Raw genomic sequence first — 3,244 nt, forward strand, 5'->3', positions numbered from 1 at the left:
ACTTTTTGTCGGAGGTCATCGCTGTAGGGGGCTGGCATCGCTCATTTGAGGGTCTCAACTTCTATAGTATGTCCTAACCTAACTGGCAACGGCTATACATTGCCACTTTGACAACGGCAAAACATAGAGTTTTTCTATTTCTTGAAGATAGAGTATTACCAGATGATAGTTTGATAGCGATAGGATTACATGATGCCTATTTTCTCGGCGTTCTCTCCAGCAAAATTCATGTCACTTGGGCACTGGCAGCAGGAGGGACTTTAGAAGATAGACCGCGTTACAATAAAACGGTTTGCTTCGATCCCTTCCCCTTCCCCGACCCCACACCAGAACAAAAACAACAAATTCGTGAACTGGGCGATCGCCTCGACTCCCACCGCAAGCGCGTTCAGACACAGCATCCCGAAGTCACCATCACCGCCATGTACAACCTGCTAGAAAAGATCCGCGCAGGGCAAGAACTCACCGAGAGCGATCGGGCATTCAACAACAAAGCCTTAGTTTCCACCCTCAAACAAATCCACGATGAGCTAGACGCAGCCGTATTTGAGGCGTATGGATGGGAAGATCTAAAGACAGAAGGTCAAATCAAGGGTGAAGTGGATGAAATCATCCTGGAAAGACTGGTAGCGTTGAATGCTGAACGAGCCGAAGAAGAACGCAATGGATTGATTCGCTGGTTGCGTCCAGACTATCAAGCACCCGGCGAAGTCCAGACCCAGCAAGTGATCGAGGGCATTGCTGAAGTCGAAGTAGAAAGCGCGATTACCCCCGTCGAACAACAAAAACTTCCCAAAGCCTTTAAAGAACAACTAGCCGCCGTGCGCGATCTGCTCCGCACCCAAAGCGGCGAATGGACGATCGATCAAATTGCCGCCCAATTCAAAAGCGCATCTCGACAAAAACAAACCATTCTCACCTGTCTCGAAAGCCTCGAAGCACTGGGTATTATTGCCAAACATAGCGAAGACAGCAGCGATCGCTGGTATCTAGCAGAGTTGCAGCAAGCAAGTTAGCCCAGAGAGCGATCGAGGAAGATGAGGAGAGAGCGACCCCTTGCGGGTATCTCGAAGAGCGCGACTGGATGAAGCAGCAGCTTGAAGCCTTAGACATTAACCTAACCACAACAACTTAATGAACTGGAGTCGCAATGAAAGCACTTAAAGTTATGGCAACGATCAACGAGGAAGGGCAACTAACCTTAGATCAACCTTTTACAACCGATAAAAATAGCCGTGTAGAAGTCATTGTTCTAATCCCAGAGCAGGGAGCCTCAAACGATACACCTCAGACAGAAGCACTAGCAGATTTCCGGCAAGCTTGGCACGAAGCCATGACTGGGCAAACGATTCCCGCTGCTCAAATTTGGGAAGGGCTTGAAAATGACTGATCAGCCTTTCATCCAAGTTGAAGCGTCGCCAACATTCAACCGAAATCTACGTGCTCTTGCTAAGAAATATCGCAGTATTCAGAATGATATTCAACCCATCATCGAGCAACTTGAGCAAGGAGAGTTGCCCGGAGATCAAATACCTGGAGTAGGTTATGCCGTCTTTAAGTTGAGAGTCCGAAATAGCGATATCCCAAAAGGTAAGAGCAGCGGCTATCGACTGATTTATTACGTCAAAACAGCAACGGGAATCATTCTTCTAACTGTTTATATAAAATCTGAACAAGTTGATATCGCAGCAAAAGATGTTCAAAGCATCATTGCAGAATATGATCAACAATTAATTAAAGATGAAGAGAGCATCTAACCAACTGCTGGAAATTGCTAAAACAGGAGTGGAGAGGGCGATCGAGGAAGATGAGGAACGCGCGACCCCTTGCGGGTATCTCGAAGAGCGCGATTGGATGAATCATCAACTTGAGTGGTTGGGAATTGAATTAAAAACTGGAGAATAGACACATGAGAAACAAAGAGTTTTACGTCGTGATTGAAAGAGACGAAGATGGCATATACATTGGCGAAGTGCCGCAACTCAAAGCCTGCTACAGCCAGGGAGAAACGATCGATGAGCTAATGCAAAATATGCGCGAAGTAATTGAAACGTGCCTCGAAGAATCGACAACTGAATTCATCGGTGTGCAGAGGCTTGTAATCTAGTGGCAAAGCTTCCAAGCCCAACTGGGTGAGATCGCCCTCCAACCCTCACCAGTCAACCTCCGAACTCAAAACGTTGCTTTCCGATCGCGAAACTTCGTCCTTATAGCTTGAGCCTCCGACCTCCGAACCCGAAAGTTGAACCTCAGAGCACGGAACCCCACCCTCAAAGCTCGAAACTCCGACTTCAGAGCATGGAACTTCGACTTCAGAGCACGGAACCCCGACCTCGGAACTTGAAACGCCGCGATCGCAACCAAAAATCTCACGATCTTCCCGTAACCCTTCCCCTACTCCTCTACTCTGGGGCGCTGCATCACACTAATTACCTCATCTGTATTGCGAGTGGGCATCAACCGTGACCAATCTCTGACCTCAGTGATCCGGGCACTGTGTAACCGATGAATAACTCCCCTCACCCAATCAGGCGCACCCACTAAGATCATCCGGTTCGATCGTTTTTCAGCATTGGTCAAGCCGTCAATCACTGCCTCGATCGGCGTTTGAGCAAAATCATCCGGTACTTGCTTTGGCATCCTCGCTGATCCTTCTTCACTCTTCAAGCTGTTTGTGATTACAAACATTATCACTTCACCTTCTGTTTGTAAACACAAACATTTACTTGGGTATGCCTCTCTGACACCATAAGGGGCATGGGAAAAGCAGGCAAAGCGCTCAAACAGGTACTTGAAACCTACGGCATCACCCAGAATCGGTTAGCGGTGACAATGGGGCTGAACCGCTCAACTGTCTATCAATGGTTCAACGAAATTACCGACCCCTCGGCAGAATCCGTGACTCAAATCATTGCCGCCTTGGAACAACTCAACGCAGCCGCCGCCAAAGACTTTGTTCGCCTCTATCTGGGAAGGCTGACTCAACCAGAGCCAGAACCGCCAGAAGATTAACGAACGACGCGACGCTATCAAGTAGGTAAGCTGAGATCTTGCACCTGAACTAAAACTCTCTCGTTTCTGGCATTCACCCGCCCGTGATTGAACATCACGGTCTAACGGTGCGAAGTCCACTCAAGGGACTGAGAGAGGGTTTGAGGTTCAGTCCGTTTCAACGGACTTCGCAAGGCTAGCCCGGAATTCCATTCACGGGCGGGACAGAACCGCAGCGAATAGACGGGTGCAA

Annotated in this window: 7 protein-coding genes; 6 read left to right on the top strand and 1 reads right to left on the bottom strand. The window is 48.5% G+C overall.

Features of this window, described 5'->3' with window-relative positions; translation table 11 throughout:
- The first annotated feature begins 107 nt into the window (after positions 1 to 107).
- The 5 genes from A8707_RS25825 (at position 108) to A8707_RS25840 (ending at position 2,107) form a co-directional block, all read left to right on the top strand.
- Positions 108 to 1,016, top strand: a complete 909-nt coding sequence (locus tag A8707_RS25825) for a type IIL restriction-modification enzyme MmeI (RefSeq protein ID WP_331711747.1) — start codon at positions 108 to 110, stop codon at positions 1,014 to 1,016.
- Between the two features lie 134 nt (positions 1,017 to 1,150).
- A complete protein-coding gene (locus tag A8707_RS25830) occupies positions 1,151 to 1,390 on the top strand; it encodes a type II toxin-antitoxin system RelN family antitoxin (protein WP_068820291.1) in 240 nt (79 codons plus the stop codon).
- On the top strand, positions 1,383 to 1,757 hold the full coding sequence (locus A8707_RS25835) for a type II toxin-antitoxin system RelE family toxin (protein WP_068820293.1): 375 nt from the start codon (positions 1,383 to 1,385) through the stop codon (positions 1,755 to 1,757). Before A8707_RS25830 ends, A8707_RS25835 begins: the two co-directional genes overlap by 8 nt.
- Entirely contained in the window at positions 1,741 to 1,905 is a 165-nt protein-coding gene (locus A8707_RS28755) for a hypothetical protein (protein ID WP_156518894.1), read from the top strand. The genes A8707_RS25835 and A8707_RS28755 overlap by 17 nt, the downstream gene beginning before the upstream one ends.
- A 4-nt stretch (positions 1,906 to 1,909) precedes the next feature.
- A complete protein-coding gene (locus A8707_RS25840; RefSeq protein WP_068820295.1) occupies positions 1,910 to 2,107 on the top strand; it encodes a type II toxin-antitoxin system HicB family antitoxin in 198 nt (65 codons plus the stop codon).
- Positions 2,108 to 2,394: 287 nt separating this feature from the next.
- Here A8707_RS25840 and A8707_RS25845 read toward each other — a convergent pair whose 3' ends face one another.
- The gene (locus tag A8707_RS25845) at positions 2,395 to 2,640 is read right to left on the bottom strand and encodes a hypothetical protein (protein WP_156518895.1); all 246 of its coding nucleotides are present in this window, start codon (positions 2,638 to 2,640) and stop codon (positions 2,395 to 2,397) included.
- 117 nt (positions 2,641 to 2,757) lie between these two features.
- Here A8707_RS25845 and A8707_RS25850 point away from each other — a divergent pair, with 117 nt between their 5' ends.
- A complete protein-coding gene (locus A8707_RS25850; RefSeq protein WP_068820299.1) occupies positions 2,758 to 3,012 on the top strand; it encodes a helix-turn-helix domain-containing protein in 255 nt (84 codons plus the stop codon).
- Positions 3,013 to 3,244 lie beyond the last annotated feature (232 nt).

The organism is Phormidesmis priestleyi BC1401 (assembly GCF_001650195.1).
In the GTDB taxonomy this organism is placed as follows: domain Bacteria; phylum Cyanobacteriota; class Cyanobacteriia; order Leptolyngbyales; family Leptolyngbyaceae; genus Phormidesmis_A; species Phormidesmis_A priestleyi_B.

Coding starts and splice junctions, on each gene's coding strand:
- A8707_RS25830 (WP_068820291.1), top strand. CDS start 1,151: ATGAAAGCACTTAAAGTTATGGCAACGATCAACGAGGAAGGGCAACTA.
- A8707_RS25835 (WP_068820293.1), top strand. CDS start 1,383: ATGACTGATCAGCCTTTCATCCAAGTTGAAGCGTCGCCAACATTCAAC.
- A8707_RS28755 (WP_156518894.1), top strand. CDS start 1,741: ATGAAGAGAGCATCTAACCAACTGCTGGAAATTGCTAAAACAGGAGTG.
- A8707_RS25840 (WP_068820295.1), top strand. CDS start 1,910: ATGAGAAACAAAGAGTTTTACGTCGTGATTGAAAGAGACGAAGATGGC.
- A8707_RS25845 (WP_156518895.1), bottom strand. CDS start 2,640: ATGCCAAAGCAAGTACCGGATGATTTTGCTCAAACGCCGATCGAGGCA.
- A8707_RS25850 (WP_068820299.1), top strand. CDS start 2,758: ATGGGAAAAGCAGGCAAAGCGCTCAAACAGGTACTTGAAACCTACGGC.